Source organism: Rhizobium sp. JAB6 (assembly GCF_003024605.1).
GTDB lineage: Bacteria > Pseudomonadota > Alphaproteobacteria > Rhizobiales > Rhizobiaceae > Rhizobium.
In genome coordinates this window covers 901,534-928,058 of record NZ_PYJQ01000009.1, presented here as the reverse complement: position 1 = coordinate 928,058, position 26,525 = coordinate 901,534, and the positions used below count along the sequence as shown (strand labels likewise).

The following is a 26,525-nucleotide window of genomic DNA, read 5'->3' as shown; positions in this document are numbered from 1 at the left end:
TTGTTACTCCTAGTGATATTGCTCATAGTCGACACGGGTTGCGTCTTTGCCATCAAATTCAAAAGTGATGCACCATGGTCCGTTCACATGAACTGTATAGCGTGCAGGATTGAAGCCATTCAGCGGATGAAAATCGAAGCCTGGGAGATCCATTTCATCCGGCTTTTCGGCTACATCTAAGCGGTCAAGGCGTTTCAAAATTCGGGAATGCATCTTTTTATCTATTTTCCCAGTCTTGCCGGTATCAAACAGATCCGCGAGGCCTTTGTGTCGAAACGTCTTGATCATGCTCTGGAATATGTAAGCAAAAAGGCGACAGTGTCAACTGTTTGTTGACATATTTTTTAGGCCTCAGATCCAGCCAAGGTACTCCATTAGAGCCGCTCCGCCGATGATAAGGGGCGCCATCAGGATCATGATCGCGAATATCAGGCCACCTATGTCCCTGGAATTGATCATCGGATATCAATCCTCCCAATTCTCTCGCCCATATGGTGCTCCGTTTCGGGCGGTCCCATAATCTTCCCAATTCTCTTTCCCATCGGGCGCAAACCCCGTGAAGGGATCGATCTTTTCCTTTTCCGGACTTGGGTGGATCGTCACGACCAGCGTCCGCAAATCGATCTGCACTACGGCGCCGGTGGCCTTCGCGGCCCGTATTATGCGTTCGATATCGACCTGGCGGAAGGCGGCTTTGGTCATCCACCTATTTTCCCGACCAATTTTTCTGCGAGAGTTTCTGGAAAGCCTCCTTCAAATCGACCATCGGAAATAAACCGAGGCCGAAAATAAAGAGGAAGGATAAAACGTCCACGAAGAAGGCATCTTCGAAAATATAAATTATTAGGATGCCGATCGGAAAATACGGAATTAGGTATTTTCGATTGTTCTTCCAGTTTTTACGCTCTTTCGGCCCAAAGGGTCCCATCATCAGCTTTTCCAGTGTCTGGTCGAAGCTCGGCTGTCCGGCAGAAGTTTTCTTTTTGTCAATTTGCCTGTTTGCTTTCTATGGCCGCTAGCTCTTTACGTGCGCGTTCGAGATCTTTCCAAGCTTGCCACTGCGCCAAGGTCGCGAAATCGTTTGGCTGGCGATCACGGGGCGCCTTACTTTCGACGGGAGCTTCGGGAGTAATTCCGAACCTTTTTCCATCGATCTCTACCCACACGGTCACACCCTCAAGCTTAGCAACCTTCGCCATCCGCTGCAGCTCGGCTTGGCTAACGAATGCTCGTTTGGTCATTGCTTCGACTTCCACGCCTCGTAACCAGCCTCGGTCAACATATAGAACCCGATCCGATCAGGAAATTTTTCATTGGGGAGCGTTTCCACAAAGCCACGCGCTTTCAGCCGGTCTTCCGTGTCTGGGCCGCAGTTTTTCACGTCCCGCCAATGAACTTTGACGTTAGGGCCATGTGCAGCTAGCTGTTGCAACGCCGTAACCTCGCGTTTCTGAAGCGGTGTCCCAGGAATGGAGGCCGCCCAACGGTCTTCCGCTTCCTTCTGCAGCCTATTCATATCTTCCCTACCCATTGTTCGCGCATCGAAGCCGAGCCGGTCGTACCAACGCCGAAGGGGATGGGACTTGTCATCGATGATGGGGTATCCGGAAGGACCCTTCTCGGGCTCAGCCGACCGAGTAGGAGATAAATCGAACTCTTCTACATCGCTCCAGTCTTCCTTGCCGTCCGGCACTTGCGTAGCCAGACGCGACCATCCAATTTCAGGCGCGGCGATAGGTAGTACGGTGACAATGAGCGATCTGAGATCGATCTGGACCGTCGACCCGGCAGCCTTGGCGGCCTTGAGTATCCGTTGAAGATCGGCTTGACGGAAACTTGATTTGGTCATGCCTCAATCACCCTCGGTTCCGGCACAGGCTTCGATTTCGGAATTCGAATTTAGATCTGCGGTTCTCTAAAATGGCTTAAAAACTGACCGGACTTGATAGGATCAATTCGGTCGGCCTGCTCCAAGGCCCATTCTTCCCAGGCCTGCAATTCTGATGGCTCGATATCGCTTGCGCCGCTAACCATTGCAGCGCGGACGCGCTCAACCAGCATCCGGATATCTTGAGATTTCCGCAATAATTCGCCCGAGGCGATGAGGTTTTGCAAGCGCTCTTCATTCAGCGCCTTGAGGTGTTCTTGGCGTTGCCTCTCAGCCTCAAGCCGCTTTTTCTCTTCTTGCTCCTCCATCTCACGAAGAGAATCTCGAAAGCTCGCTTCGCCAGCAACGATAACCGAGGCGGCGATGATGGCAATCTTATCCTCTAGTTGCCCGTCCTTATCGTCTTGCCACCTTCTTGTTGAACGTTCTTCGTACCGCGGTGAAATTGTAAGAGCGAGCGGTGTGGATAGAGGCAAGCCATCGGGGAGCGGTTGTCCGCGTTGTCGACGCGGATCTCTTCCAACAAGAGAAACATCAATACCCACCCCAGTATCGCCGATTGTAGCGGACGCGTAAATCGTCCCGTCATGCTCGTAGGCTTGGCAATCATGTCGACGTTTCGCAAGGGCCAAAAATAAGCCATTGAGAATTCTCAATTGGCGTTTTGCGACCGGGCTATCGAAAAGAGGGCCACCCCAACCGCGCACAGCGAATTTCGCCCGCTTCTTATCTTCCTTATTCAATAACTGGACGAGGCTACGGTGTGGGCGATCGAGCGATCTAGGAACCGTCACTTTGCCAATCGCCTCCAACTCCCGGGTATAAAGCTCGTTCAGATCCTCTGGAACCTCGGTTGACGCAAATGGACCTCCGGCGGCGATCGGGGGGGCGGCCGGGACAACGTTTCGAAATCGATGGTCGATGCGAAATCGCCCAGATTGGCCCGGTCGTCTTGGTTCGGGTTCGGGCACCGCAGGCAATGGTTTTCCCGCGTGTACCTTGTTCCAATATCCTTGCGGAGGGAGGGGAACGCCAAGGCTGACGAGTTGTTTCCTTAAGCCGACGTCAGAGAGCTCGACTTTAACGGCAAGCTCGCGCAACGGCGCAGACCAAGCAAAGGCTATAAGATCTTCAGGAAGAACAAGTATTTCATTTCCGAAGTATCTGCTCATCTCGATCTCTTGGCGGACGTCGAGGAAAATAATTTCCAGCTCAATTGCCTGATTGGAGACAATTTGGCAGACGAGAAAATTGGCGGGTCAAACTGGCCGAGTCAAGGATTCTGGCTTTCCTCTGCGGCATAGCTTTCGACATGCCATGCTTTGGACACGCTTCCTCAGCCTCTGTTTTCCACCGATTGCACCACTACTGATCATCAGCCTGTGGATGTTAGGCATTGCGAAAGCCTTTGGCTAGGTCTCTGTGGGATGTAAACCACGCACGCCCCAAGCTTGGTCCCGTTGTCAGCTTCCAAGAGGGAAAGCCATGCAGGATCAAATCAGACAGATTGCGCCCATCAATACCGCGGGTCTCGTCCCGCAAAAGCCTCCCACGGGATGCCGATCTGCGAGCACGTCGACCCTATCACTTTATTTGTCGACCCGGCATACCAACGAGATATTGGCGAACGCGGGCTCCGGCAGATAAGGAAGATTGTCGAGAAATTCGATTGGTCAAAATTTAAGCCCCCGATTTGCGCGTACGCTGATATCGAAGGAGATACCGTCCTAAAAGTCCTCGACGGCCAGCACACCGCCATCGCTGCGGCCAGCAACCCATTTATCAGCCAAATTCCAGTCATGATCGTCGAGGCCGAAGACACCATGTCCCAAGCCAAGGCGTTCATTGGGCAAAACGCCGATAGGGTAGGGGTAACCCACCTACAACTTCACCACGCTGCGGTAGCCGCAGGGGAAGAAGATGCCAAAACGATTGAGGAAGTTTGCGCAGCTGCAGGTGTCAAAATCCTGAAACGACCTGGTGCTTACAATCGGGAAGCGTCCAGGGAGAGCATCGCTGTGGCGGCGATTAAGCAATTGATTGCCCGACGTGGCGACAAACTGGCTCGCGAGATTCTCGAAATCATAGCGAATGCTGAGAGAGGCCCGATCACAGCCCAGCACATCAAGGCCGTGGAATTTCTGATGACGCACTCAGAATATAGCGAGCTTATAATTCCCGAGGATCTGACGGCCGCGATCGTCGATCTATTGATGAGTGCTGAGGAAGATGCCCAGCAACTGGCCATGGCACGACGGTGGCCATTCTGGAAGGCGCTCGCCATCATCTGGTATAAGAAATGCAAGAAGCGCAAACAGCCGCTCACCCGGGCCGCTTAGGCTTTTCAAGGATGGATTGGGGCGCGGCGACATCGTTCGCTGCGTCGACTTCCTTTGTCTTTTCAAGATATTGCTTGATCGCCCTTTTGAGTTCGACTTGCCAGTTGCCAAGATCAATAAGGCTCGGACTGTCGAGGCGGAGGAATAGATTGAAGCGGTCCTCCGCTACCAAAACTAACTTGTCCAGCTCGGAGACATAGGTAACGAAACGTATGTAGCCGGACGCGACTTTCCGGTGTAGCCGGACGCGACTTTCCGGAATTTTGACAGGGACTTCCGGAATTTTTGAATTCCAAGCTTAGCGACTGTGATCGCCTAATCATCGAAGTCATTCCACATGATATCCGGATATTTTTCCACCTCGTGCGCCTTGTAACGAGCTGCTGTGATGTTTGAGTTCGCGTTGATCCAGATTATACTCCTCGTGCCGGGCGGAGCGTGATGCACACGGGCTTCCAACAGCGTTGTGCGATGTGGCCGACGAAGTGAAGCACCGATTATCTCATCTGGAGAAAGAGTTCTGCAGGCGAGGCGCTGTATAATAGCGACGACTTCCTTGTCGCTTACACCGGCTGACAAGCGTCGCCGAAACACTGTTTTATTGGCGCGATCTGCAACGGCGGCGCTCGAATATTGGAGGAGCTTTAACAGCCGCATTCCTCGCAATTCTCCGGCAGTCGAGGAATGGCTCAGGAAGGAGATGTCCACGACTGACACTGTTCGCATAGAGCGAGTTGTCGCAACCCCTGAATATGCTTTAGAGGGTCTGGCTCAAGAAGTCAGAAGATTGCGCCAAGGCGTTCGACGTCATCGTTAAGCATCCCTCCGCCCCGGCGCTGACTGAACTCTATTTGTGGACAAAGACCCTCCGCTGCTATCGATCACCGAACGATCTGCTGATCGATCTAAAGCAAGCGGGATTGTCCGATGGCCGCGTGGATGGCGCTTTCAGCGCCCAACACTTCAGTCTTTTCCATCTAACTGTGACCGGCCCGCTCGCAAATGCAATAATGGAAGAAGGGCAAAAAGAAAAAATGAGAAGGCTTCGGATCATTAAGCCGCCTTCGCCATCCGCATATACCATCGCGGTGCCTTGAGATGTTTGGCGAAGTTGTAGGCGGTTACGAAGGTCATGATCGTCAACGATCAAGCTGTCACCAGCGTTGAAATTGCCATCGGCCTCGATACCTAGACTTCAGGAGCCGGCTGCGCCAATCCCCTTGGGGCCATCGAGCTGTGCGACGTCGTCATTCAGGGTCCGTACGGCCGCTGCTAAGGTCGCCAGTGCGGACATCATCAGGGCATGGTCCTGGCCTTCCTGGGATTGCGACTGGGACAGGGCAAGAGCGCGATCATGCAGCTGTTGGCCGATTGTATCGAGCCGATCGATGATGTCTTGGTTCATAGCCGTCTCCTTCACGGGGCATTGGGCAAAGTGCCATATGTTTTGGGAATGCCCGTTGCGGCTTATTGTTCCGGCCTCATCGACAGGGCAGCGGTTGCGATCCGGGACGGCATCAAGCGGAGGTGCAGCCGGGAATGCGTTGATATGTCAGAAAAACCGGGTGAACGAAGGCTCCGGCGAACAAGCCGCCGTCCGTTGCGTTGTATTTTCAAATGGCCCATGAAAATCCACGCGACATATCTTGCAAGACGAAATCTGCTCTGGCACCGTGCTGCCATAGGGGATCGGGGTTTTCAATGAAACTGTTTTTGGCGGCGGCCACCATGCTGGTGGGCGCTAATTCCGCGATGGCAGCAGACGATGCCGTGAACAATGCGTTCCGCGTCTGCAAGATGATCGACAATACGGGCCTGTTTACAGCGCCGTGCCAGGTATCCAGCCGGAGGTACGCCGTCATAGGGACGATTGATCTGCCGAGCGCCGATGCCAGAAAGGCCTGCGCGCAGATTGCCGGCGTGGTTTCGTCAAAGGGCTTCCATTTTCCGGGAGGAGAATGGACCGTGCAGATCAAGTCACCGACAAGCGGCGACAAGTCCATCGCATTTTGCAGATTGCCGAAATAGAGCAATCGCGCGGAGCGCATCGCGTTTTCGTTCGGAATCGCGTGAAAGTCCAGGAAGGAGAGCGTTTTCGCGGTTCGAAAAAGCGAAAAGGCTTCAACACCGTCAGGCCGACGCGTTCAGTTCCTCTTCGGCAAAGGCGAGCTGCAGTTCCATCTGCACCGCATGCATGAAGAGACCGGCCTGCCGCGAGATTTCGCCGTCTTCCACCCCCTGTTCGCGCAGGGCATTGGCAAAGATTGCCATTTCCGAACGCCAGAAGCGGTTTGCCGCCTCGCCATGTAGCTGCTGAAGGGCTGCGGCACACCGCCTGACATCACTGGTACGCCTGTCGGCCGGGAATGGTAGAAGCGACATATTCTCTCCGTCATTGGCAGGGCGAATCGCCTGCCTCCATTGGCAAGATCGCCGGCACTCGTTCATAAAAAGTGAATAGTGTCAGAGAGATCCCGCCTGCTGCGGGAGGAGCGGGGTGATTTCACTGCATGACGGATATGCCGGCTTCCCGCGCAGCCTTGATCAAGGCCTCCCTTACGGCTTCGGCAGGGACGGCACCCAGCATCGCTTCGAGGCAGATCCGCACTGCCGCGACATATTCCTCGCCATTTTCCACCGGCCAATATTCCAGCAGCAATTCCGCCGCCTGATGCACTGAATTGATACGGCGCGTTCCGCCGTTCTCTCCCATGACAAGCGTGATAGCCGGGAATGGGCGTAAACTGTTTCGTTTCAAAACGTATTACCTCCGAAACATTCATGCTTCGGTAAGATTGCAAGAAGCGTTCCGCTCCGAGGGCCTTGTCCGATTTCATCGAAGCTGATGTCATTCTTCCCGGCAGGCGGGTACATTGCGCTCCTGTATTGCAGCCGAGACCGCTTCGGTGTTGCATCTTATGGAGCGAATGGAGGTGCCATTCCCGGGTGAAAGCCGTGATTGTCTCACAGCGGTTTGCGAGTGGATTGAACGTCGCGCGAGCGCTAATCCAATACGTTCGCTTCCACGCAGGCCGCGATGAACATCTTCCTGGCTTTATCGCTCAGCAGAGGATCGGTATCGGCTTGGAGACAGAGGCTTCGGGCGGAATCATATTTTTCGCCTCTGATGGCCGGCCAGCGGAAAAGAAGGTGATTATGGGCTTCCTTGGGGCTGCGGACGACCTCCGGCATTCCATAACCGATGCGCAGATAAACCGGTTCATGCCAGCGGCATTCGCCGGCATTAAAAATACTGTTCATTTCGTTGACGCTCCGACATTGCGTCTCCAAACTCCCGCCGAACCGAAAAGTTTCGCAATATCCGCAAAATTGATCTTTATATTATGAGCCGGTTGCCGTTCTGCGCGGAAAGCGATCCGGCCATACGGCGATCACAGGGGGAAGGGCGGCCGCGGCAGTCCCGCGATCGATGCGCCCAGTCCAGCCGGCTGCTTCGTCGAACCATTCCACGCCGAGACATGCGGCATGTCCATCTTCGAATGGATGAGAGAGGTCGAAAGGCTTTATTGAACTACCGGCATGTCAAGAGGGACCCCAGCCTCCGACGCCGCGGCTACAAAGCTGTTGCGGGCCTCGAGTGGCTGTCCTTGCCCGCTTTCGACGTCGGCGCAGACTTGCAGTGCCATCATGAACGCCTTGCCTTCCGCAACAGGCCATGCGTTCAACAGCATATCCAGCGCTTCTTTCGTGTTCGCCACCGTGTAGACTTTTCCGGTGCGTTTGCAGATGACCATGATGGGATAATTCCAGTCTTTATTATTCATGGCAGGAGGCTCCGATCCGACGTCGCCGAAATTAACGTTACAGTGCGTAATATCTCAAGTTAATTTCAAGACGATATCTGGAGCAATCGGGATTTGTTTCAATTGTCGGGGAGCCAATTCGAACGCCTATGCAATCAACTTTCGAGTCGTAACTTTCAATAATTTGTTTTTCACGGAAAATCATCGCACGAAATTACGTGCACGCGCCAATGAGGTCATAAAAGACTTGTCGCGTCGCATGACTGACGGGAGAGGATGATGGGAAGCTTTGCGGAGATCAGGGAGCGTGCCGAGAAGCGCAAGGACGGCGCCGACGGATTGAGGGCGCTGATGCCTGGAATGCCGAACCATGACGTGCTGCGTACGCTCCCCGACGATCGGATATTGTCGGAAATGACGCGCTATATCTTCTATGCGGGCTTTGTGCGTAATGTCATCGATTCGAAATGGACAGGTTTCCAAGCTGCCTTCTCCGGCTTCGATCCTGCCTTCCTCAATCTCGCACCGGACGATTACTGGCATGACCTGACCTCCGATGTCCGGGTCATCCGCAATGGCGCAAAAATCATGTCGGTCAGGGCCAATGCGCAGTTCGTCCGCCGGCTTGCCGACGAGTATGGAAGCGCCGGCCGCTTCTTCGCCGATTGGCCGCTGGAGGATCAGATCGGCCTGCTGGCTGTCCTGGACAAGCAGGCCAACCGGCTCGGCGGCATGACCGGCCAATATCTGCTGCGCGCCATCGGCCGCGACAGCTTCGTCATGAGCCATGACGTCCTCGTCTGCCTGCGGCTCGCGGGCGTGCCCATTTCGGACAGCAAGCCCACCAAGAAGGATCTGCGGCTGATCCAGGATCAGTTCAATGCCTGGCACGCGGAGACCGGTCTGCCACTCACCTATCTCTCACGCATCTGCGCCTTCTCCGTCGGAATGCCAGGGAAGGAGGACGAGGCCTGATTGATCTCATCCGTCGAATGATATTGGATCGTATCGCGATATCGGAGGAGCAGAATGACGACCGACAGCAGACCCTTGGCTATCAGTGCGCCGGAGCCGCGCTCGCTTGAGCTTATCTTCACCAAGGATGCATTGGCGCTCCTTCATTCGAAATACCGCATCGTCGAGGCGGATCCGGATGATATCGCCGGGTTGGACGACGAGGTGCTCGCTGAGGCGCGCTATATCATCGGCCAGCCACCCTTGTCGAAGGAGACGCTCGACCGCATGCCGCAACTGCGCTGCATCCTGAATGTCGAGAGCAACCTCATCAACAACATGCCCTATGAGGTGCTCTTCGAACGCGGCATCCATGTCGTCACCACGGGTCTCGTTTTTGCCGAGCCGGTCGCCGAAATCGGCCTCGGGTTTGCGCTGAGCCTGGCGCGCGGGATCGTCGATGCCGATCTCGATTTTCGGGAGGGCAGGGAGCTTTGGGGCGGCGATGGCAATGCCAGCGCCCGGCTGCTTTCAGGCAGCGATATCGGCATCGTCGGCTTCGGCGATCTCGGCAAGGCCTTGAACCGGGTTCTCTCCGGCTTCCGCGCCAATATCAGGGTGTTCGATCCCTGGATGCCGCCATCGATCCTGAGGGAACATGGCGTGCAGCCCGCCGGGCTGGACGAGGTGCTGTCCGCCAGCGACTTCGTCTTCGTTGTTGCCTCCGTCACCAGCGAGAACAGGGGCTTTCTCGGTGCCGAGGCGTTTGCCACGATGCGCAGGGGCGCGGCCTTCATCCTGCTCAGCCGGGCCGACGTCGTCGATTTCGACGCGCTGATGGCGGCGGTTGCATCCGGCCATATCGTGGCGGCGAGCGACGTCTACCCCGAGGAGCCGCTTGGCCTCGATCACCCCGTCCGCAAGCTCAAGGGCTTTCTGCGTTCGGCCCACCGCGCCGGCGCGCTCGACAGCGCTTTCAAGAAAATGGGCGAGATGGTGCTGGAAGACATGGATCTGATGGATCGCGGTTTACCGCCGATGCGCTGCAAGCGCGCCGAACGGGAAACGGTGTCGCGCATGCGTTCGAAGCCGGTCACGCGCAACTGATCACGGTTCTCCATTCCCGGCACAGTGTTTCCCCCGCGCCGGGAATAGGTTTGATTCGACAGAGCTAGCGGCGGTCGAGCCGGTTGGCCAGGTGGTCGCCCAGCCATTGCATGCCCCAGACCAGAACGATCAGGATGATGACGACGGCGATCATGACGCTCGTCTCATAGCGTTGATAGCCGTAGCGGATGGCAAGGTCGCCGAGACCGCCGCCGCCGATCGTACCGGCCATGGCCGAAGCGCCGATCAGCGTCACCATGGTCACGGTGAAGCCGGCGACGATGCCGGGCATGGCTTCCGGTATCAGCACCTCGCGAACGATGGTCCAGCGATTGCCGCCCATGGCGCGCACTGCATCGATCAGGCCGCGATCGACATCGCGCAGCGAGACCTCGGCGACGCGCGCGTAATAGGGGATCGCGGCGATGGTCAGCGGCACGATCGCGGCCGTCGTGCCGAGCGCCGTGCCGACAATCAGACGGGTCAGCGGGATGAGGGCGATCAACAGGATGATGAAAGGGACGGCGCGGAAGCCGTCGACCAGGACCCCCAGGACGCGGTTGATTGCGCCCTGCTCGGCGATGCCGCCGCGGCTGGTGACGACGAGGCCAAGGCCGAGAGGCAGGCCGATGATGAGGGAAAGAAAGCCGGATGCGCCCGTCATCCAGACGGTCTGCCAGAAGGAGCGCCAAAGCAGGCCGAGGATTACATCAGTTGTCATAGCCTAGAACCTCCACCCGGGCGGAACGGGCTTTCAGAAAATCACTGACCTTAGTCGGCAAGGTCGCGTCGCGCGCCGGCACCGCCACGAAAAAGCGGGCGACGGGCTGGTTCTGGATATGGTCTATGCCGCCATGGACCAGCCGGAATGAGCGGGGAAGAGCGGCCGAAAGTTCGGCAAAGAGCGCACCTTGCGCGGCAGGACCGGCAAGATCGACGCTGAGGATGGCCTCGGCACCCGATGTCGAGGAAAGGCGGGCGGTAATATGGTCCGGAAGCTGGGGACGCGCGCCGCTGAGCAGGCTGGCGGTGATGTCCTGCTGCGGATTGGCGAAAACGGTCCACACCGAGCCCTCTTCGACGATCCGGCCGGCATCGATGACCGCGACGCGATCGGCGATCGAACGGATCACCTCCATCTCATGGGTGATGAGCAGGATCGTCAGGCCGAGCTTGCGGTTGATGTCCTTCAACAGGGCCAGAATGGATCGGGTGGTTTCGGGGTCGAGCGCCGACGTCGCTTCGTCCGACAGGAGGATGGCAGGCCGAGCGGCAAGGGCGCGGGCAATGCCGACGCGCTGTTTCTGGCCGCCGGATAGCGCCGATGGATAAGCCGTGGCCTTGTCGGCGAGGCCGACGAGATCAAGCAGTTCGCGGGCGCGCTGCAATCGCTCCGCCTTGGCGACGCCTTCGATCTTCAGCGGCAGCGCGATGTTTTCCTCGACGGTTCTGGAGGAGAGCAGATTGAAGTGCTGGAAGACCATGCCGATACGGCGACGCAGGGGCTGCAGTTCCTTTTCCGAAAGGCGGGCGATGTCGCGGCCCTCGATGTGGATCTCGCCGCTATCGGCGCGCTCCAATCCGTTCAGGCAACGGATCAGCGTCGATTTGCCGGCACCGCTGCGGCCGATGATGCCGACGATCTCGCCACGTCGTGCGGTCAGCGATATGCCGTCCAGCGCCGGTGTTGCGCCGAACCGGCGGCGGACATCGATCAGGCGGACGATCTCGTCGCCTGTCGATTCAGGTGGGGCCTGCCCGTCGATCGACGTGGCTGGGGTGAAGGAATTCATAGTGTGTCTCTTCGTATAAAAGTGGCCTTCGAGTTCGTTGAGGCCATTGTACCCCCTCTGTCACTTCGTGACATCTCCCCCCAAAAAGGGGGAGATCGCTGGGAATATGCCGCGCACTCTGTGAAATAAATCAGCCGGGTGTCAGCAGATGCGATGTTCGTTTCTGGCGATAGCTTGCCACGAGTTTCCGATCTCTCCCCTTGTGGGGAAAGTGACAGGGGGGGTATGTACCCTCCGCGAACTCCATAACCAACTATAAACTTCATCGCATCTAACGGGAAAACATCAAAGGCGGCCCGGGCAAGATGCCCCGGCCGCCCGCCGTTCAACGCCGTCCCAGCACTGTTCTGATATCAGTAAGCGCTCTGGCCTGTGCCCTTGTAGACCTTATCGAACTCTGCCTTAACGGTATCGTTCTGGTAGGCGGCAACCAAGGTCTTTACCCAGGGCGCGTTCTCGTCGCTCTGCTTGACGGCGATGAAGTTGCGGTAAGGGTTATCTTTCGTCTGCTCTTGCGCGATACGGTCGTTGGCGGAGAGCCCAGCTTTCAGCGCCCAGTCGGTGTTGACGACGGCTGCATCGAGATCGTCGATCGAGCGGCCGACGATGCCGGCATCCAGCTCCTTGATGTCGACGTTCTTCGGATTTTCCGCGATGTCGGCGGTGGTGGCGAGGATGCCGGTACCGTCCTTGAGCTTGATGATGCCCTCATGCTGCAGAACGAGCAGCGCGCGGCCTTCGTTGGAGGGATCGTTCGGCACCCCGATGGCGGCCCCCTTCGGAAGCTCGGCCACGGTCTTGTACTTCTTCGTGTAGAGGCCGATCGGCCAGATGCCCGTATAGCCGGCAATGACGATGTGATAGCCGTGCTGCTTGATCTGGTTGTCGAGGTAGGGCTTGTGCTGGAAGGCGTTGGCGTCGATTTCGCCGCGTTCCAGGGCCTCGTTCGGCTGGGTATAATCGTTGAAGACGACTGGCTCGACCTTCAGGCCCTTCTTGGCGGCTTCGGCGACAACGACGCGCCAGACATCCTCGTCCTCACCGCTCATGATGCCGACCTTGATCGTCTTGTCTGCGGCGAAAGACGGCATGGCGGTAGCCGTCAGGCCGAAGAGAGCAACAGCGGAGGCAAGGATGGCAGCAAGGCCGGCGCGGCGGGAAAGGCGCAGCGCGACGAAACCTCTAGAAAGCTTTTCAGTCATGGGAAATCCTATTCCAGATGATCGAGATCGTTCTCTCGTTGACATCCGGATCATTTCAGACGCGCGTCCCCTCTACCAAGCAGGATCATGCGTTGTGCACTGCGGTTCTGAAAAACTCTTTTCGACGCAACGCAAAAGAGCAAACTAATTTTCTATAAATACCATAGATTACTTATGCGGCAAATAGGCATTTGCTCAAAAATTAATCGATTCAGCGATGAATAGGGTCTTTCCAGAGGACCTCTTCCGGTTTTTCGACTGGTTCGATATCCAGATTGACGACAACCGGCTCCTGGCCGGAGCGGACGAGAACGCATTCCAGCGTTTCGTCGCGGCTCGCATTGATTTCCTGGTGCGGCACGTAGGGTGGCACGAAGATGAAGTCGCCGGGACCGGCTTCGGCGACGAATTCCAGATTGTCGCCCCAGCGCATCCTTGCCCTGCCTTTGACGACATAGATGATGCTTTCGAGATCACCGTGATGTGCGCGCCGGTCTTGGCATTGGCGTGGATCGTCACTGTTCCTGCCCAGATCTTTTCGGCACCGGCTCGTGCATGGTTGATCGCGGTCGCGCGGTTCATGCCGGGGGTTTGCGCGGTATTCGGATCGAGCGCATTGCCGGGAATGATCTTGATGCCGTGTTCGCGCCAATCGATGGACTGATGGCCGTGATCGTGCCCGTCGTGATGCTGATGTTCATGATCGACGCACATGACGTTCCCTTTGGGAGAGAGAGATTCGCGCGCCTTTCCTCGGCCGCAGCGATTTTATACTACGCGAAGTCATTCAAAAATAAAGAGAATTGCAGAAAATTTATAAAAAGGCTTTTCAAGTCACGATTAATCTATAGACTTGATCAAGTTACATGACCGGTGGGAACATTTCGTGTGTATCCCGCGTTGCGCCGGTCACAAGATAGTTTGCCGCGCCACGCCCCGTTTCTGGCGCGCCAAGCTGAAGAAGCAGCGCTTGGGTCTCGGACGAGAGGCCATCCACTTTCATACATGCGCCGGACTTCCAATTGAAAGGAGACAGACATGTCGAATGCCTTGCCGCCCCTTCATGAGGGTCATGCTCCCATCACCCTGCAGCAGCTCTTCCGCGAAGCGCTCTATGCCTTCGAGGAATGGGACAGCGAAGTAACCGAACCGATCGTGACGTTCGAAGGACGCATTCATCCCATCAGCGTCGTATTCGAAGCCATGCGCGAATGCACAGATATCGTACCCAACAATATCGTCACGGCTGTGACCGAGCGGCTGACCAAGCCCTGGGAGGGTGAGGGTCCGCTTGACACGATGACCTTTTCGACAGCTGCCCGCGTAATGGGCGTTCTGGTTCGCAAGAGACTGCTCGCCGTGAACAACGGCCTAAACGTTGCCGCCATTGCTGCGGACGTACAGGCGACGGAAAAATCCGACCGCTAAAAGCGAAACACCGTTTAAGGCCCGCCGGCATGCCCGCGGGCCTTCTGCATTTTCAGCAGCTGCCGACGTCGAATTCCGGATCGACGGGGATCTGCATCGCCGTAACCAGATGGTTGGTCTGTCCGGCCAGTCCGATGACATCAAGCAGTTCTGCATGCTGGGCATCGGTCATTCCCTTAGCCCTGGCAGCGGCCGTGTGAGAATGGATGCAATAGCTGCAGCCATTGGCGGTCGATACCGCGATGTAGATCATCTCGCGCACCAGCGGATCGAGCGCACCTTCCGCCATCATGACAGTTTCAAACCCTCCCAGGTGCGCTTGAGTAGCGCAGGATCGTTCGCCAGACCGCGCCAGAAATTATCGACGAAATCGGATTTTTGCACTGCGCGAATATCATCGAACACAGCCTTTACCGCCGGGATTGCCTCCGCTTCCGCATCATCGAGCAATTTTACTGTCGCCATTCTTTTGGTTCTCCTTCAGCAAATCCGTTTAGGTCGGACAGTAGCGCATTTTTCCATGGTGTCGGCAGTGGGGAGCTTGAATTCCCTTTGCGTTTTCGATTGCAAAAATCATGCATATGTGAAAATACTATTCACCTAAGAAATTTGAGGATGATGCCGGCATCGATGATGAAGTGAGGGGAAGGTGTGCTCGCTCACCTATCCGTATCGGCGGGTGGCTGCTGAAATTCAACCGAACGGCCCCGCATGTTGGCGAGCATATGCGGCACTCTGGGAGGAGTTCGGCCTTAAGAAAGGGGTCCGAGGGGTTGCGATGAATATAGAAGGAGTTTTCCAATGACGCGCATCACCAATCTTCGCGTTTTCGATTTGCGCTTTCCGACATCGCAGAGCCTCGACGGTTCGGATGCGATGAATCCGGATCCGGACTATTCGGCAGCCTACGTCATCCTCGATACCGACAGACCGGGCCTTGCCGGCCACGGCCTGACTTTCACCATCGGCCGCGGCAACGACATCTGCTGCATGGCGATCGAAGCGATGCGGCATCTGGTCGTCGGCACCGAGCTGGGGACGGTTCTGGAAAACCCCGGCAGATACTGGCGCCATCTGACCAGCGACAGTCAGCTGCGCTGGATCGGCCCGGAGAAGGGCGCGATGCATCTGGCGACCGGCGCGGTCGTCAATGCCGTCTGGGATCTGCTGGCCAAGGAAGCCGGCAAGCCGGTCTGGCGGCTGGTGTCAGAGATGGATGCCGAGCACATCGCCGATATCGTCGACTATCGTTACCTGACCGATGTTCTGACCCGCGACGAGGCCGTTGCCATCCTGAAAAAGGCGGAGACCGGCAAGGCCGACCGCATCGCCACGCTCGAGCGCGAGGGCTATGCCTGCTACACGACGTCTGCGGGCTGGCTCGGCTATGACGACGCCAAGCTGCGCCGCTTGTGCCAGGAGGCGATCGACGCCGGCTTCAACCACGTGAAGATGAAGGTCGGCTGCGATCTCGAGGACGATATTCGCCGCCTGACCATCGCCCGCGAGGTGATCGGTCCCGACCGCTATCTGATGATCGATGCCAATCAGGTGTGGGAAGTCAATCAGGCGATCGACTGGGTGGGCAAGCTCGCCTTCGCCAAACCCTTCTTCATCGAAGAACCCACCAGCCCGGATGATGTCGCCGGACACCGCAAGATCCGACAGGCCATCGGCCCCGTGAAGGTCGCGACCGGCGAGATGTGCCAGAACCGCATCATGTTCAAGCAGTTCATCGCCGAGGGTGCGATCGACATCGTGCAGATCGATTCCTGCCGGATGGGCGGCCTCAACGAAGTGCTGGCGGTGCTATTGATCGCCGCCAAGTACGGATTGCCGGTGTGGCCGCATGCCGGCGGCGTCGGGCTTTGCGAATATGTGCAGCACTTGTCTATGATCGACTACATCGCCGTATCCGGCACCAAGGACGGTCGCGTCATCGAATATGTCGATCACCTGCACGAGCATTTCATCGACCCCTGCATCATCCGCGATGCAGCCTACATGCCGCCGAGCCTGCCGGGCTTCTCGATCGAGATGAAGCCGGAATCGATCGCGGAATATACGTTCAAGGGTTGAGTACAGCCGTAATTTCCTTCTCCCCTCGGGGAGAAGGTGGCCCGAAGGGTCGGATGAGGGGGATAGCTGCTTCCAATCCACAGACTTTCGTGCTCTTGACACGCCCCCTCATGCGCCTGTCGGCACTTCTCCCCGAGGGGCGAAGTGGGCATGTCGGCGCTAATCATGCCTCGTCAACCAGGCCCGAATAGCCGGCACGTCGGCATCGTCAAACTCGTGACCGGCAGGCACCGTCGCCAGCTCGACCTTTGCGCCGCCATCACGTAGCCGTTCGGCGAGAGGCTGGGCGTATGGGCCGTATAAATCCTTTTCGCCCGCGACCACCAGCACATCGGCATCCGACATATCCGCAGCTGGCGGATTTTCAAGGACGGCCATGGAGCGCAGCAGCACAGCGCGGCGGACAAGATGCGGGTGCAGCGACAGCATGGCATTCAGTAGGTTGGCGCCGTTCGAATAGCCGATATAGACGATGCGGTCCGGATCGAGCCCGTAGGCATGGACCGCGCCGTCGATGAAGGCGGCGAAGGCTTCGGCCTCGCTGACGATATCGGCCCGATCGAAGGACATCGGTCCATTGCGGCGGAACCAGCGTGGCGCACCTTCCTCCAGCGCACGGCCACGTACCGAGAGCAAGGTCGCATCGGGATCGATCTTGTGGCCGAGCGGCAGCATCGTCGTTTCGTTGGCGCCGGAGCCGTGCAGCAGAACGAAGACATTGCCGTTCGGCTGCTCCGGCGTGAAGAAGCGATGGATGAAGGGCAGATCGCGATAGATGACGCGCGGCTCACCCGGCATGGAGAACTGCGGCAGGATCACGTTCAGCTCAGCCAGAAGCTTCGGACTATCGCCGGGAGCGAAGAGGCGCGTGCCAAGCGTCGCTTCGTCCTCGTCGATCAACATGCCGGGCGCATCCGTTGCAAGTTCGAACAGGATGCGGCCGGGCTCGCGGACATAGAGCGAGCGGAAATATTTGCGGTCATGCATTGTCGTCGGCCCGGAATCGATCGCCTGCAGGGCCGTGTGGACCGACTGCAATTCCGCATCGTCGGTAACGCGAAAGGCAACGTGATCGACCGTACCAGTACCCGGGGCGCTCGCCCAGAAGCCGCGTGCATCGCGGATGTCGAGGATATCGCCGGGCTCCGAGACGAGCCTGTTGATCGCTCCGCTGGTGGAGAGCGGCTTATAATCGAAGTGGTCCACCAGAATGGCCTGCGTCTCCTCCGGCGTTTCGCTGAACAGCGTTGCACCGCGAATGCGGCGGATCGCATGCTCCGGCGGAATAGCCTCACTCGTCCATGGAGCCGCAGACTGCAGAGCATTGGTCCCGACAAGCTTGACGATGACGCCGTCGGGGTCCTTCAGCCGAAGCACAGGCTCGCCGAATTCGTCTGACGGGCCTTCCGGTTTAAGGCCGGCACTCAGGGCGCGCGTCAGCCAGAAACCGATGCTTGCGGGATCAATGGCGAGCGAGATTTCGCCGATCTGGCCGACGCCGGCGCGACCGGGTGAACCGTCTTCCCAGGCAAGGAAGGTAATCAGCGAGCCGGGTGAACCCACGGCGTCGCCATAGAGGAGGTGAAGCTGCGTGGAGTCCTCGAAGCCGCCAGTGCGCTTGACGAGACGCAGGCCTAGGAAGCCGACGTAGAAATCGACGTTCGCCTGTACCTTGCGGGTGATCAGCGTGATGTGATGGATGCCGGCGACCATGAGATGCTCCAGACCGTTATTCGTTCTGGTCGCTATGTAGGCGGTGGGCATTGTTCAATGCAATGCGCTGCCCGTGGAGGCACTGTTCACAAAAGACGCTATTGCCTTGATCGGCAGGCGGCGAGCAATCAATGCCCGCCGAGGCCGTCTTCCGGCGATTTGCGGCGGTGGCCGCTGATTTCCGAGCCGGCGGTACGCGAGAAGCTGGCGTTCCAGATCACCGCGAGCAGCGCAATGGCTGTGACCACGATGAACGCGACGGAGAAGTCGATCATCTGGGCCTTCGTCTCTCCACGCAACTGCATCGAACCATGCAGAGCAAGGGCGGCGACGCAGATGCCGAGGGACAGCATCAGCTGCTGGAAGGTCGAGTAGAAGCTCGTCGCAATGCTCATGCGGTCGCGTTCGATCTCGTCATAGGCGATCGTGTTGTAGGCCGTGAACTGGAACGACATGAAGAAGCCGCAGAAGAACAGGATCACGAAGATAATCGGCAGGGGCCAATCCGGCTTGAAGATGGCGCACATGCCATAGCCGAGCGTGCCGATCAGGCCGAAGATGATGAGGGCGGTGCGGAAGCCGAGCGTGCGAAGGATGCGGACCTGCAGCGGCTTCATGGCCATGGAGCCGAGCGCGGTCGCAATGGCGATCTGGCCAGCTGCCGCAGCCGAAAGGCCGAAGCCGAGCTGCAGCATCAGCGGAATCAGGAAGGGATGGGCGCCCTGGCTGATACGCGTCAGCGAACCGGCGATGACGGAGGTGCGGAAGGTCGGCACCTTCATCAAGGAGAAATCCATGATCGGCGAGGGGTGCTTGCGGGCATGGCGCAGATAAGCAATGCCGAAGAGCAGGCCGATGGAGATGAGGAAGACCGCTAGATAGCCTTCGCCCTCACGGCTCGACATTTCGAAGCCGAAGAGCAGCGATCCCAGCGAAATGCCCGAGAGGATGAAGCCCGAGAGGTCGAAGCGGCTGGTACGCGGGCCTTTCACTTCCTCGATGAACATGGACACGAGGATGAAGCCGATGATGCCGATCGGCACGTTGATGTAGAAGATCCAGCGCCAGTCGAGGTAGGTCACGAACATGCCGCCGACAGGCGGGCCGAGGATCGGGCCAACGAGCGCCGGAATCAGCAGCCAGGACATGGCGTTGACCATGTCCTTGCGCGCGACGCTGCGCATCAGCACGAGACGGCCGATCGGCAGCATCATGGCGCCGCCGAGGCCCTGCAGAAGCCGGGCAAGGACGAGGAAGAACAGGTTCGGGGCCTGCGCGCACAAAAGCGAGCCGATAACGAAAACCGCGATGGCGCTGCGAAAGACGGTGCGCGAGCCGAAGCGATCGGCGATGGCGCCGCTGGCCGGAATGAAGATCGCGAGGCTGAGAAGATAAGAAGTCAGCGAGATACTCATCGCCGGCGCGCTGACGCCGAAGTCTCTTGCCATGGTCGGAAGGGCTGTTGCGAGCACGGTCGCGTCGAGCTGTTCCATGAACATCGCACTTGCTACGATAAGTGCTACTACACGAAAATTCGGTGCGGCCCTCCTGGCGGGGGCGGCCTGGAATATCTGATCCGACATTGTCGGGAATCGCTCTCGATGGTGCGGTGGGGTCCTAAGACAGAACCGCAAGTCTGGTCACGGCGCGAAGGCCTATTTGAACGGCGGCTTGTATACTCCTGCTTGCGCGCGATTGCTATATCAGAAATCGCAAATCCTATTGATCGGAATAGAAAAAATCGCTCACATACGCGTGAGTGCAGCAGCAAATGAACGTAAGATGAATGGATAGGACGATATCGCGCTGAAATGCTCACGCTTGGTTTTGCCGCGTAAGATAATGTGCTCGTCTTGACGCCCGTTTAAGCCCGAAAAAGACCGGCGCCGACGATAGCGACACCGGTCTGATTCATTGTTCTGCAGGCTGCTGCGATCAGTAGCCGGCCGCCAATCCGGAGCCGGCGCGGCTGTCCACAGCGCCGTTGTAGCGGGCGCCGCCGCCCTTGGCGATGTCGCTGAGGCTCTTGCCGCCGACAAGGATACCGGCGGCCTGGCCCCAGATCGGCCAGCTATTGTCGACCTGAACCGTGTAGCCCATGCCGGTTAGAAGCTTGATCGTATCGGGCGAAAGCGCGCGGGGTTCCATGTAGACCTTATCCGGCAGCCATTGGTGATGGATGCGCGGCGCGTCGATGGCTTCCTGGATGTTCATGCCGAAATCGATGACGTTGATGATCGCTTCCAGCGTGATGGTGATGATGCGCGAGCCGCCGGGGCTGCCGATCACCATGAAGGGCTTGCCATCCTTGGTGACGATCGTCGGGCTCATGGACGACAGCGGCGTCTTCTTCGGCTGGATGGCATTGGCCTCTCCCTGCACCAGGCCATAAAGGTTCGGCACGCCAGGCTTGGAGGTGAAGTCGTCCATCTCGTTATTCAGGAGGATGCCCGTGCCGGGCGCCACAACGCCGGCACCGAACGAGCCGTTCAGCGTATAGGTAACGGCGACGGCATTGCCGTCATTGTCGATGATCGAATAATGCGTCGTCTCATGGCTTTCGCCGAGGCCCTTCGGCATCAGATCCTGGGAAACGCCGGCCTTGTAAGGAGAGATGCCGTCGCGGATCTTCTGGGCATAGGCCTTGTCCAGCAGCTTGCTGACGGGGTTGTCGACGAAATCGGGGTCGCCGAGCGCCGAGTTGCGGTCGACATAGGCATAGCGCATGGCTTCGACCATGTAATGGATAGTGTCGGCCGAGCCATAGCCCGTATAGGAGAGCGGATAGCCTTCCAGCACATTGAGGATTTCGCAGATGATGACTCCGCCGGAGGATGGCGGTGGCGAAGAGATGATCTCATAGCCGCGATAATTGCATTTCACGGGCTCGAGTTCGCGGACCTTGTATTGTTCGAAATCCTGGTTTGCGAGAATGCCGCCCTTGTCCTGGCTCGCCTTGACGATGGCGTTGGCGACCGGCCCTTTGTAGAAGCCATCCGGCCCCTGATCGGAAATGCCCGATAGCGCGTTGGCGAGATCCGGCTGCACCAACTTGTCGCCCGCCGCGAAGGGCTTGCCGTCGGATTTGGTGAAGATCGCGGCGGTGGCCGGATCGCGCGAGAGCCAAGCCTTGCCCTCATTCAGCTCGGCGGCATCGGCCTGGTTCAGCGTGAAGCCTTCCCTGGCATAACGTATGGCCGGCGCCATGAGATCCTGGCGGGACTTGGTACCGTATTTCTCGCGGGCGGTCTCGAAACCCATGACCGAGCCGGGAACGCCGACGGCGAGATAGCCGTCCGTGCTTGCGCCTTTGACGATATTGCCCTTGTCGTCGAGATACATGCCTTTGGTTGCCGCCAGCGGCGCACGCTCGCGGAAATCGAGGAAGGCTGTCTTGCCGTCGCGCAGGCGGATGGTCATGAAGCCGCCGCCGCCGATATTGCCAGCGGTCGGGTAAACCACCGCCAGTGCATAGCCGACCGCAACGGCGGCATCGACGGCGTTGCCGCCGTTTTTCAGCACCTCGACGCCGACGTCCGTGGCGAGATGCTGGGCGGTGACCACCATGCCATGCTCCGCTTCGACCGGTGGCGGCGCGGCGGCTCTGGCGGTGATGGAAAAGAGAGCAAATGTGACGAGGGTTACAGACGAAATCGCCCGTTGGCGGAAGTGGCGCATGATGAATATGCCTCCCATTATTGTCTTGGTGGAAAATCGCCTCTGATGACATGGGATCACGCGCGAAAATGGCGATATCCGCTGTCACAATTTTTTAATGGAGCGATCGGCTAAAGGCCGGAATCGGGCTCACTATGTCTTCCGTGCACTACTGCGGATAATTTCGATCCACCGACAGCGCAGAAGCTTGGTTCGCACTTGCAAGACTTGTTTCATTAGTTGAGCCTATTTTAGATTTTTGCTTGTCGAGGCAAGTATTGCGTGGAGGGTAATCATGGCCGTGACGAAGCTCGAGCAGTGGAAGAGCGAGCGCAGGATCAAGACCAGGCCGTTCATTGTCGGCGAAGGAACGCATGTCGTCGAAATCGAGTGCGATCATTGCAGCCGGCATTTCCTCCGGTGGGTATCGACGGCAGCCGCCTACTGGCGCTGCGACGATTGCATGGCAATCGTCTAAGCCACCTGTTCCGGTCGCTACGCGATCAGGATGGCACGGAAATCATTGACGTTCGTTCCCGTCGGGCCGGGTACGAAGAGATCGCCGATGGCGTTGAAGGCTGTCCAAGCATCGTTGTTTGCAAGCATCTCGGCCGGCACCATTCCGGCCTTGCGCAATCGCGCCACCGTACCTGCATCGGCAAAGGCACCGGCATTGTCCTCGCTGCCGTCAATGCCATCGGTATCAGCGGCCATGGCGTGAATGCCGGCGTGACCGTCAATGTCGATGGCGAGGGACAGCAGGAATTCCGAGTTCCGTCCGCCCTTACCCTTGCCTTTCAGCGTTACGGTCGTTTCGCCGCCGGAAAGCAGCACGACCGGTTTGGTAAAGGGGCGGTTGCGATGAAGCACTTCGCGGGCAATCGCGGCGTGGACATGGGCGGCTTCGCGGGCCTCACCTTCGATGGCGTCGGAGAGAATAGCCGCTTCGATGCCGGCGCCGCGTGCTACCTCGGCAGCGGCCTCCAGCGAGACGCCGGCAGAGGCGATGACATGGACTTCATTGCCGGCAAAACGAGGATCATTCGGGCGCGGCGCATCGGCTTCCACCTTTTCGATATGGGCAAGAACGGCCGGTGGCAGTTCGATGCGGTAGAGGCGGATGAGATCGAGCGCTTCGGCGCGCGTGCCGGCGCCGGGTATGGTCGGGCCGGACGCCACCAGGGCAGGGTCGTCGCCGGGGATGTCCGAGACAACGAGCGATACTATCTCGGCGGGATGAGCCGCGGCAGCCAACCGGCCGCCTTTGATGGTCGACAGATGCTTGCGAATGACGTTCATTGCCGAAATCGGCGCGCCGGAGGCGAGCAGCGCCTTGTTGACGGCGATCTCGTCGGCAAGCGTCAAACTGCCGGCCGGCGAGGGCAGCAGCGCCGAGCCGCCGCCCGATATCAGTGCGATCACCAGATCGTTCTCGGTTAGACCCTCGACGAGTTTCAGGAGCCGGCGGGAGGCGATCAGGCCCGCTTCATCCGGCACCGGATGGGCGGCTTCGATGATCTCGATCTGGCGGCAGGGGGCGGAAAAGCCGTATCGCGTCACGACAAGGCCTTCCAGCGGACCATCCCAGCATTGCTCCAGCGCCGCCGCCATTTGGGCCGATCCCTTGCCGGCGCCGACGACGATCGTGCGGCCCTTCGGTTTGGCAGGCAGATGGGCGCGAATGCCGGTCAGCGGATCGGCTGCTCGGACGGCGGCATCGAACAGCGAGGTCAGGAAGGCGCGGGGATCGGAAACGGTCATGTCGAACTGCCTGTCTGCTGGAGCGTTTGTACGCAATGCCGGACGGAAAACCGCTACACAGTTTTCCTGGAATTGCTTCTCAGAACTTGTAACCATTTGGTGGCTTAATTGGCTGGAAGACGCAAGGGCCAGGAACTGCAATTGTGCCCTGCGCGATGAATCCCTATGTAGAAGGAAAGGGTTTCATGCTTTTATTCAGGGGTTTTTCGATATGGCCGAATTGAAAGTGAAGACGAGGCAGACGGGTGCAACCGCCACGGTTGGCCGCACCGGCTTTCCGCATGTGACGTCGGTGACGGGCGGTGAGATCGATATCGTCACTTCGCCGTCGCAGCCGGGCTTCAATCCGCTCGATCTGCTTTATTCGTCGCTCTCGGCCTGCCTGGTCTTGAGCGCCCGCATGGCAGCCAGCAGCCTCGGCGTGCTCGACAAGCTTACCGAAGTGACCGCCGTCGTGACTGGCGAAAAGGCGACCGAAGGTCCCTCACGTGTCGAGAAATTCAACATCGCCTTCACCATCAAAGGCGATTTCGGCGATGAAATCCGCAACGCGATTGCGCATGCCGCCGAAGATGAAATTTGTACGGTGAGCAACACGATCCGCGGCAATCCGCAGTTCGAGACGACGATTTCGGGGTAGGGTGCGAGCCCTCATCCGCCCTGTCGGGCACCTTCTCCCCGTTTTGGCGGGGAGAAGGGGATAGCGGCACCATCAGCGTTCCTTCTCTCGCGCTGAGTTTGGCGAGGGTGAGTAAATCATCCTATTCCTACATACGGCAGAAGAGATTTAGGCGGGGTAGTCCCCTCTCCCCGGCGTGCGGGGAGAGGGTTAGGGTGAGGGGCTATTTCGTCACTCCGCCGGAAACTCAAATCCCTCAAGATAAGGCCCAAGCTCCGGATCGATATCCACCTTCACGGCATTGTTGTAGATGGCCGTTGCAATCATGATGCCGGCGAAGGCGACGAGGTTGGCAAGCGTCGGCTCGTCGTATCGTGCCTTCAGCCGCGCCCAGACTTCCTCGGGAATGGCGTTGGAATCCTTAGCGATCGCCTTGCCGAAATCGATCAGCAGCGCCTCTTCCTCGGTCGGTACGACCGTTTCCGGCGTCAGGCCGGCATTGATCAGCGCACGCCGAAAGAAACCGACCGGAATGATCGAGCGGCATTCGATCGCGATCGCAAGGCAGAGCAGCCAGACGGCGCGATCGTCCAGAGCCGGGCGCAGCTCTTCGCGCAACGGGAACCATTCCGCATAGATGCGATGCGCGACCGGCGAATGGAGCAAAGTCCGCTTCATGTTCGTCATGCGGCCGCGCAGCTGCACTTCGCGATCGTGCTCGGCGCGCACGGCCTCGGAAGCGGTCTCGTAGTCGATCGGCGTAATATGGCTCATGTCGGTCTCTTTTCTTGGGCGCTCTTACTGCGCCGCCGCTGCCGTTTTCTGGAAGAAGCGGTTTTCCGGGCGCGGCAAGCCGAGGTGTTCGCGCAATGTCGTGCCTTCATAATCGCGGCGGAAGATGCCGCGGCGCTGCAGCTCTGGAACGAGGCGGGTGGTTACGTCAAGCAGGCCTTGCGGCAGGAAGGGGAAGACGACGTTGAAACCGTCAGAGCCTTCCTCGTCCAGCCACTGCTCCATCTCGTCGGCAATGCTCTCAGGCGTGCCGACGAAGGCGAGCCCGGCATAGCCGCCGAGGCGCTGCGCCAGTTGGCGCACGGTGAGCTTTTCGGCTTCGGCAAGTGCGATGACACGCTCGCGGCCGCTCTTGCTGGCATTGGTTTCCGGAATCTCCGGCAACGGGCCGTCAGGATCGAATTTGGAAGCATCGTGTCCCAGCGCGATCGATAGGGATGCGATGGCGCTATCGTAATGGACGAGGCTGTCGAGCTTCGCCCGCTTGGCCTTCGCCTCCTCGATCGTGTCGCCGACCACGATGAAGGCGGCCGGCAGGATCTTCAGATGATCCGAATTGCGGCCGATCGCCTTCATCCGTCCCTTGATATCGGCAAAGATCGACTTGCCGTCTGCGAGGTTGCGCGGAGCTGCGAAGACCGCCTCCGCCGTTTCGGCAGCAAGCTGGCGGCCGGCATCCGATTGTCCAGCCTGGACGATGACCGGCCAGCCCTGCGGTGGCCGCGCGATGTTAAGGGGGCCGCGGACGCTCAGTTCCTCTCCCTTGTGCCCAAGCACATGCATCCGGTCCGGATCGAAGAAGATGCCGCTTTCGGGATCGCGAAGGAAGGCATCGTCGGCGAAGCTGTCCCAGAGGCCGGTGACGACATCATAGAATTCGCGGGCGCGATGATAGCGTTCGCCATGTTCCATATGTTCTTCGAGGCCGAAATTAAGCGCGGCATCGGGATTGGACGTGGTGACGATATTCCAGCCCGCGCGGCCGCCACTGATATGGTCGAGCGAGGCAAAGCGGCGGGCAATGTGGTAGGGCAGGTCGAAGGTGGTCGACGCCGTGGCGACGAGACCGATCCTGTCGGTGACGGCGGCGAGCGCCGAAAGCAGGGTGAAGGGCTCGAAGGAGGTGACGGTCTGGCTGCGCTTCAAAGCCTCGATCGGCATGTTGAGAACCGCCAGATGATCGGCCATGAAGAAGGCGTCGAATTTCGCCTTTTCCAGCTCCTGCGCGAAGCTTTTGATATGCTGGAAGTTGAAGTTGGCGTCCGGGTAGGCGCCCGGATAACGCCAGGCACCGGTATGCAGGCTGACGGGACGCATGAAGGCCCCGAGCTTCAATTGCTTCTGTTCGGTCATCGGCTCTCTCTCGAAAATCGTCAGGCTGTCATGACGTCGGAACTACGACGTAGGCGTGCCTGCCGTGCATTCAAAG

General features: G+C 58.5%; 28 protein-coding genes and 2 pseudogenes. 8 read left to right on the top strand and 22 right to left on the bottom strand.

Annotation, left to right across the window (positions count from 1 at the left end; translation table 11 throughout):
• Positions 1-9: 9 nt before the first annotated feature.
• From C7U61_RS14495 to C7U61_RS14470, 5 genes are all read right to left on the bottom strand, one after another.
• Positions 10-288: a type II toxin-antitoxin system RelE/ParE family toxin gene (locus C7U61_RS14495; RefSeq protein ID WP_106998737.1), complete on the bottom strand. Its 279-nt coding sequence runs from the start codon at positions 286-288 to the stop codon at positions 10-12.
• A gap of 177 nt (positions 289-465) precedes the next feature.
• The gene (locus C7U61_RS14490; RefSeq protein ID WP_106998736.1) at positions 466-702 is read right to left on the bottom strand and encodes a hypothetical protein; all 237 of its coding nucleotides are present in this window, start codon (positions 700-702) and stop codon (positions 466-468) included.
• 284 nt (positions 703-986) lie between these two features.
• Positions 987-1,241, bottom strand: a complete 255-nt coding sequence (locus C7U61_RS14480) for a hypothetical protein (protein ID WP_106998734.1) — start codon at positions 1,239-1,241, stop codon at positions 987-989.
• Positions 1,238-1,849, bottom strand: coding sequence for a hypothetical protein (locus C7U61_RS19655; protein WP_245410794.1), 612 nt, complete (start codon positions 1,847-1,849; stop codon positions 1,238-1,240). Before C7U61_RS19655 ends, C7U61_RS14480 begins: the two co-directional genes overlap by 4 nt.
• Positions 1,850-1,899: 50 nt before the next feature.
• The gene (locus C7U61_RS14470) at positions 1,900-3,060 is read right to left on the bottom strand and encodes a hypothetical protein (RefSeq protein WP_106998733.1); all 1,161 of its coding nucleotides are present in this window, start codon (positions 3,058-3,060) and stop codon (positions 1,900-1,902) included.
• A 384-nt stretch (positions 3,061-3,444) separates the two neighbouring features.
• Between C7U61_RS14470 and C7U61_RS14465 the strand changes: the two genes are divergently transcribed.
• On the top strand, positions 3,445-4,227 hold the full coding sequence (locus C7U61_RS14465) for a DUF6551 family protein (RefSeq protein WP_106998732.1): 783 nt from the start codon (positions 3,445-3,447) through the stop codon (positions 4,225-4,227).
• Positions 4,228-4,542: 315 nt separating this feature from the next.
• On the opposite strand, the gene C7U61_RS14455 is transcribed toward C7U61_RS14465, so the two are convergent.
• Positions 4,543-4,935: a hypothetical protein gene (locus C7U61_RS14455; RefSeq protein ID WP_146143955.1), complete on the bottom strand. Its 393-nt coding sequence runs from the start codon at positions 4,933-4,935 to the stop codon at positions 4,543-4,545.
• 487 nt (positions 4,936-5,422) lie between these two features.
• The gene (locus C7U61_RS14450) at positions 5,423-5,632 is read right to left on the bottom strand and encodes a hypothetical protein (RefSeq protein ID WP_106998729.1); all 210 of its coding nucleotides are present in this window, start codon (positions 5,630-5,632) and stop codon (positions 5,423-5,425) included.
• Positions 5,633-5,928: 296 nt separating this feature from the next.
• Here C7U61_RS14450 and C7U61_RS14445 point away from each other — a divergent pair, with 296 nt between their 5' ends.
• Entirely contained in the window at positions 5,929-6,255 is a 327-nt protein-coding gene (locus C7U61_RS14445; RefSeq protein ID WP_245410793.1) for a hypothetical protein, read from the top strand.
• Positions 6,256-6,357: 102 nt separating this feature from the next.
• On the opposite strand, the gene C7U61_RS14440 is transcribed toward C7U61_RS14445, so the two are convergent.
• The 4 genes from C7U61_RS14440 to C7U61_RS14425 all read right to left on the bottom strand — a co-directional run bounded on the left by C7U61_RS14440 (position 6,358) and on the right by C7U61_RS14425 (position 8,012).
• Positions 6,358-6,609: a DUF6074 family protein gene (locus tag C7U61_RS14440; protein ID WP_106998727.1), complete on the bottom strand. Its 252-nt coding sequence runs from the start codon at positions 6,607-6,609 to the stop codon at positions 6,358-6,360.
• A 121-nt stretch (positions 6,610-6,730) separates the two neighbouring features.
• Positions 6,731-6,985, bottom strand: coding sequence for a DUF982 domain-containing protein (locus tag C7U61_RS14435; RefSeq protein WP_106998726.1), 255 nt, complete (start codon positions 6,983-6,985; stop codon positions 6,731-6,733).
• Between the two features lie 245 nt (positions 6,986-7,230).
• Positions 7,231-7,518: a DUF982 domain-containing protein gene (locus C7U61_RS14430; protein ID WP_146143954.1), complete on the bottom strand. Its 288-nt coding sequence runs from the start codon at positions 7,516-7,518 to the stop codon at positions 7,231-7,233.
• Between the two features lie 233 nt (positions 7,519-7,751).
• Positions 7,752-8,012 (bottom strand): DUF982 domain-containing protein, encoded by a 261-nt coding sequence (locus C7U61_RS14425; protein WP_106998724.1) that lies wholly within the window; start codon positions 8,010-8,012, stop codon positions 7,752-7,754.
• 258 nt (positions 8,013-8,270) lie between these two features.
• Between C7U61_RS14425 and C7U61_RS14420 the strand changes: the two genes are divergently transcribed.
• A complete protein-coding gene (locus tag C7U61_RS14420) occupies positions 8,271-8,966 on the top strand; it encodes a DNA-3-methyladenine glycosylase I (RefSeq protein ID WP_106998723.1) in 696 nt (231 codons plus the stop codon).
• A gap of 54 nt (positions 8,967-9,020) precedes the next feature.
• Positions 9,021-10,052 (top strand): hydroxyacid dehydrogenase, encoded by a 1,032-nt coding sequence (locus tag C7U61_RS14415; RefSeq protein ID WP_106998722.1) that lies wholly within the window; start codon positions 9,021-9,023, stop codon positions 10,050-10,052.
• Between the two features lie 64 nt (positions 10,053-10,116).
• Here C7U61_RS14415 and C7U61_RS14410 read toward each other — a convergent pair whose 3' ends face one another.
• From C7U61_RS14410 to C7U61_RS14395, 4 genes and pseudogenes are all read right to left on the bottom strand, one after another.
• A complete protein-coding gene (locus C7U61_RS14410; RefSeq protein ID WP_106998721.1) occupies positions 10,117-10,773 on the bottom strand; it encodes a methionine ABC transporter permease in 657 nt (218 codons plus the stop codon).
• Positions 10,763-11,845, bottom strand: coding sequence for a methionine ABC transporter ATP-binding protein (locus tag C7U61_RS14405; protein ID WP_106998720.1), 1,083 nt, complete (start codon positions 11,843-11,845; stop codon positions 10,763-10,765). The genes C7U61_RS14410 and C7U61_RS14405 overlap by 11 nt, the downstream gene beginning before the upstream one ends.
• 353 nt (positions 11,846-12,198) lie before the next feature.
• On the bottom strand, positions 12,199-13,047 hold the full coding sequence (locus tag C7U61_RS14400; RefSeq protein WP_106998719.1) for a MetQ/NlpA family lipoprotein: 849 nt from the start codon (positions 13,045-13,047) through the stop codon (positions 12,199-12,201).
• A 211-nt stretch (positions 13,048-13,258) separates the two neighbouring features.
• Positions 13,259-13,761: pseudogene (locus tag C7U61_RS14395) on the bottom strand (cupin domain-containing protein).
• Positions 13,762-14,085: 324 nt separating this feature from the next.
• On the opposite strand from C7U61_RS14395, the gene C7U61_RS14390 reads away from it, so the two are divergent.
• Positions 14,086-14,475 (top strand): hypothetical protein, encoded by a 390-nt coding sequence (locus C7U61_RS14390; protein WP_106998718.1) that lies wholly within the window; start codon positions 14,086-14,088, stop codon positions 14,473-14,475.
• Positions 14,476-14,527: 52 nt separating this feature from the next.
• Here C7U61_RS14390 and C7U61_RS14385 read toward each other — a convergent pair.
• Positions 14,528-14,940: pseudogene (locus C7U61_RS14385) on the bottom strand (carboxymuconolactone decarboxylase family protein).
• A gap of 336 nt (positions 14,941-15,276) precedes the next feature.
• On the opposite strand from C7U61_RS14385, the gene C7U61_RS14380 reads away from it, so the two are divergent.
• On the top strand, positions 15,277-16,554 hold the full coding sequence (locus tag C7U61_RS14380) for an L-fuconate dehydratase (RefSeq protein WP_106998717.1): 1,278 nt from the start codon (positions 15,277-15,279) through the stop codon (positions 16,552-16,554).
• 159 nt (positions 16,555-16,713) lie between these two features.
• Here C7U61_RS14380 and C7U61_RS14375 read toward each other — a convergent pair whose 3' ends face one another.
• The 3 genes from C7U61_RS14375 to ggt all read right to left on the bottom strand — a co-directional run bounded on the left by C7U61_RS14375 (position 16,714) and on the right by ggt (position 21,945).
• The gene (locus C7U61_RS14375; RefSeq protein WP_106998716.1) at positions 16,714-18,267 is read right to left on the bottom strand and encodes a VOC family protein; all 1,554 of its coding nucleotides are present in this window, start codon (positions 18,265-18,267) and stop codon (positions 16,714-16,716) included.
• A 128-nt stretch (positions 18,268-18,395) separates the two neighbouring features.
• A complete protein-coding gene (locus tag C7U61_RS14370; RefSeq protein WP_106998715.1) occupies positions 18,396-19,850 on the bottom strand; it encodes an MFS transporter in 1,455 nt (484 codons plus the stop codon).
• Between the two features lie 352 nt (positions 19,851-20,202).
• Positions 20,203-21,945 (bottom strand): gamma-glutamyltransferase, encoded by a 1,743-nt coding sequence (gene ggt / locus C7U61_RS14365; RefSeq protein ID WP_106999103.1) that lies wholly within the window; start codon positions 21,943-21,945, stop codon positions 20,203-20,205.
• Between the two features lie 274 nt (positions 21,946-22,219).
• Between ggt and C7U61_RS14360 the strand changes: the two genes are divergently transcribed.
• Positions 22,220-22,402 (top strand): hypothetical protein, encoded by a 183-nt coding sequence (locus tag C7U61_RS14360; protein ID WP_106998714.1) that lies wholly within the window; start codon positions 22,220-22,222, stop codon positions 22,400-22,402.
• 17 nt (positions 22,403-22,419) lie between these two features.
• On the opposite strand, the gene C7U61_RS14355 is transcribed toward C7U61_RS14360, so the two are convergent.
• Positions 22,420-23,685 (bottom strand): glycerate kinase, encoded by a 1,266-nt coding sequence (locus tag C7U61_RS14355; protein ID WP_106998713.1) that lies wholly within the window; start codon positions 23,683-23,685, stop codon positions 22,420-22,422.
• Between the two features lie 211 nt (positions 23,686-23,896).
• Here C7U61_RS14355 and C7U61_RS14350 point away from each other — a divergent pair, with 211 nt between their 5' ends.
• Complete coding sequence (locus C7U61_RS14350) at positions 23,897-24,325, top strand: OsmC family protein (protein ID WP_106998712.1); 429 nt, start codon at positions 23,897-23,899, stop codon at positions 24,323-24,325.
• Positions 24,326-24,535: 210 nt separating this feature from the next.
• On the opposite strand, the gene C7U61_RS14345 is transcribed toward C7U61_RS14350, so the two are convergent.
• Entirely contained in the window at positions 24,536-25,078 is a 543-nt protein-coding gene (locus tag C7U61_RS14345) for a hypothetical protein (protein WP_106998711.1), read from the bottom strand.
• A gap of 24 nt (positions 25,079-25,102) precedes the next feature.
• A complete protein-coding gene (locus tag C7U61_RS14340; RefSeq protein ID WP_106998710.1) occupies positions 25,103-26,449 on the bottom strand; it encodes an LLM class flavin-dependent oxidoreductase in 1,347 nt (448 codons plus the stop codon).
• Positions 26,450-26,525 lie beyond the last annotated feature (76 nt).

Excerpts from the sequence above, each read along its gene's own strand:
- C7U61_RS14495 (WP_106998737.1), bottom strand. The coding sequence starts at position 288 with ATGATCAAGACGTTTCGACACAAAGGCCTCGCGGATCTGTTTGATACC.
- C7U61_RS14490 (WP_106998736.1), bottom strand. The coding sequence starts at position 702 with ATGACCAAAGCCGCCTTCCGCCAGGTCGATATCGAACGCATAATACGG.
- C7U61_RS14480 (WP_106998734.1), bottom strand. The coding sequence starts at position 1,241 with ATGACCAAACGAGCATTCGTTAGCCAAGCCGAGCTGCAGCGGATGGCG.
- C7U61_RS19655 (WP_245410794.1), bottom strand. The coding sequence starts at position 1,849 with ATGACCAAATCAAGTTTCCGTCAAGCCGATCTTCAACGGATACTCAAG.
- C7U61_RS14470 (WP_106998733.1), bottom strand. The coding sequence starts at position 3,060 with ATGAGCAGATACTTCGGAAATGAAATACTTGTTCTTCCTGAAGATCTT.
- C7U61_RS14465 (WP_106998732.1), top strand. The coding sequence starts at position 3,445 with ATGCCGATCTGCGAGCACGTCGACCCTATCACTTTATTTGTCGACCCG.
- C7U61_RS14450 (WP_106998729.1), bottom strand. The coding sequence starts at position 5,632 with ATGAACCAAGACATCATCGATCGGCTCGATACAATCGGCCAACAGCTG.
- C7U61_RS14445 (WP_245410793.1), top strand. The coding sequence starts at position 5,929 with ATGAAACTGTTTTTGGCGGCGGCCACCATGCTGGTGGGCGCTAATTCC.
- C7U61_RS14440 (WP_106998727.1), bottom strand. The coding sequence starts at position 6,609 with ATGTCGCTTCTACCATTCCCGGCCGACAGGCGTACCAGTGATGTCAGG.
- C7U61_RS14425 (WP_106998724.1), bottom strand. The coding sequence starts at position 8,012 with ATGAATAATAAAGACTGGAATTATCCCATCATGGTCATCTGCAAACGC.
- C7U61_RS14420 (WP_106998723.1), top strand. The coding sequence starts at position 8,271 with ATGGGAAGCTTTGCGGAGATCAGGGAGCGTGCCGAGAAGCGCAAGGAC.
- C7U61_RS14415 (WP_106998722.1), top strand. The coding sequence starts at position 9,021 with ATGACGACCGACAGCAGACCCTTGGCTATCAGTGCGCCGGAGCCGCGC.
- C7U61_RS14410 (WP_106998721.1), bottom strand. The coding sequence starts at position 10,773 with ATGACAACTGATGTAATCCTCGGCCTGCTTTGGCGCTCCTTCTGGCAG.
- C7U61_RS14405 (WP_106998720.1), bottom strand. The coding sequence starts at position 11,845 with ATGAATTCCTTCACCCCAGCCACGTCGATCGACGGGCAGGCCCCACCT.
- C7U61_RS14400 (WP_106998719.1), bottom strand. The coding sequence starts at position 13,047 with ATGACTGAAAAGCTTTCTAGAGGTTTCGTCGCGCTGCGCCTTTCCCGC.
- C7U61_RS14390 (WP_106998718.1), top strand. The coding sequence starts at position 14,086 with ATGTCGAATGCCTTGCCGCCCCTTCATGAGGGTCATGCTCCCATCACC.
- C7U61_RS14380 (WP_106998717.1), top strand. The coding sequence starts at position 15,277 with ATGACGCGCATCACCAATCTTCGCGTTTTCGATTTGCGCTTTCCGACA.
- C7U61_RS14375 (WP_106998716.1), bottom strand. The coding sequence starts at position 18,267 with ATGGTCGCCGGCATCCATCACATCACGCTGATCACCCGCAAGGTACAG.
- C7U61_RS14370 (WP_106998715.1), bottom strand. The coding sequence starts at position 19,850 with ATGTCGGATCAGATATTCCAGGCCGCCCCCGCCAGGAGGGCCGCACCG.
- ggt (WP_106999103.1), bottom strand. The coding sequence starts at position 21,945 with ATGCGCCACTTCCGCCAACGGGCGATTTCGTCTGTAACCCTCGTCACA.
- C7U61_RS14360 (WP_106998714.1), top strand. The coding sequence starts at position 22,220 with ATGGCCGTGACGAAGCTCGAGCAGTGGAAGAGCGAGCGCAGGATCAAG.
- C7U61_RS14355 (WP_106998713.1), bottom strand. The coding sequence starts at position 23,685 with ATGACCGTTTCCGATCCCCGCGCCTTCCTGACCTCGCTGTTCGATGCC.
- C7U61_RS14350 (WP_106998712.1), top strand. The coding sequence starts at position 23,897 with ATGGCCGAATTGAAAGTGAAGACGAGGCAGACGGGTGCAACCGCCACG.
- C7U61_RS14345 (WP_106998711.1), bottom strand. The coding sequence starts at position 25,078 with ATGAGCCATATTACGCCGATCGACTACGAGACCGCTTCCGAGGCCGTG.
- C7U61_RS14340 (WP_106998710.1), bottom strand. The coding sequence starts at position 26,449 with ATGACCGAACAGAAGCAATTGAAGCTCGGGGCCTTCATGCGTCCCGTC.